Origin of the sequence: Meiothermus luteus, assembly GCF_003574085.1 — a bacterium.
GTDB classification, from domain to species: domain Bacteria; phylum Deinococcota; class Deinococci; order Deinococcales; family Thermaceae; genus Meiothermus; species Meiothermus luteus.
In genome coordinates this window covers 1-1,222 of sequence record NZ_QWKZ01000203.1, presented here as the reverse complement: position 1 = coordinate 1,222, position 1,222 = coordinate 1, and the positions used below count along the sequence as shown (strand labels likewise).

Sequence of the window (1,222 nt, the reverse complement as noted above, 5' to 3'; positions counted from 1 at the left end):
TTACTCAATGATCTTGGACACCACCCCCGCACCCACGGTGCGACCGCCCTCCCGGATGGCAAACCGCAATCCCTCCTCCAATGCAATCGGCTTGATTAGCTCCACCGTAAACGTCACGTTGTCCCCAGGCATCACCATCTCCACACCCTTCGGCAGCTCCACCACACCCGTGACGTCCGTCGTCCTAAAGTAAAACTGCGGCCGGTAGTTGCTGAAAAATCCCGTGTGCCGTCCCCCCTCCTCCTTCTTCAGCACGTACACCGACGCCTCAAACTTCGTGTGCGGCGTCACCGTCCCAGGCTTCGCCAGCACCTGCCCCCGCTCCACGTCCTCCCGACCAATCCCACGCAACAGCAACCCTACATTGTCCCCAGCTATCCCCTCCGACAGCGTCTTCCGGTGCATCTCCACACCCGTCACCACCGTCTTCTGGGTCTCCCGCAAACCTACTATCTCCACCTCATCCCCAACCTTCACCTTCCCACGCTCAATCCGACCCGTCGCTACCGTACCCCGCCCCGTAATCGTAAATACGTCCTCCACAGGCATCAAAAACGGCTTCTCTACATCCCGCTGCGGCGTCGGTATATACTCATCAATCGCGTCCAACAACGCCCATATCCGATCTACCCACTCGTTCTCCCCACGCTGCGTCTTGGGGTTCGCCATCATGTGCTCCAGCGCCTTCAGCCCAGAACCCCGTATAATCGGCGTCTCATCCCCAGGAAACTCGTACTGGTTCAGTAGATCCCGAATCTCCATCTCCACCAAATCCAACAGCTCCGGATCATCCACCATGTCAATCTTGTTCAAAAACACCACAATGTATGGCACCCCCACCTGCCGCGCCAACAATATGTGCTCCCGTGTCTGCGGCATCGGCCCATCCGTACCCGATACCACCAATATCGCCCCGTCCATCTGTGCCGCACCCGTAATCATGTTCTTCACATAATCCGCGTGCCCAGGACAGTCCACGTGCGAATAGTGCCGCTTCGCCGTCTCGTACTCCACGTGCGCCGTATTGATCGTAATCCCCCGCGCACGCTCCTCCGGCGCCTTGTCAATCTGATCGTAGTTCTGCACCTCCACGCTCGGATTCGCCGCCGCCGCTACATACGTGATCGCCGCCGTCAACGTCGTCTTCCCGTGATCCACGTGCCCAATCGTCCCTACGTTCACGTGTGGCTTCGTACGCTCAAACACGCCCTTGGCCATGACT

Annotated in this window: 1 protein-coding gene; it reads right to left on the bottom strand. The window is 58.8% G+C overall.

Annotated elements, in window-relative coordinates:
- Positions 1 to 1,218, bottom strand: coding sequence for an elongation factor Tu (gene tuf / locus Mlute_RS15265; protein WP_119361347.1), 1,218 nt, complete (start codon positions 1,216 to 1,218; stop codon positions 1 to 3).
- Positions 1,219 to 1,222 lie beyond the last annotated feature (4 nt).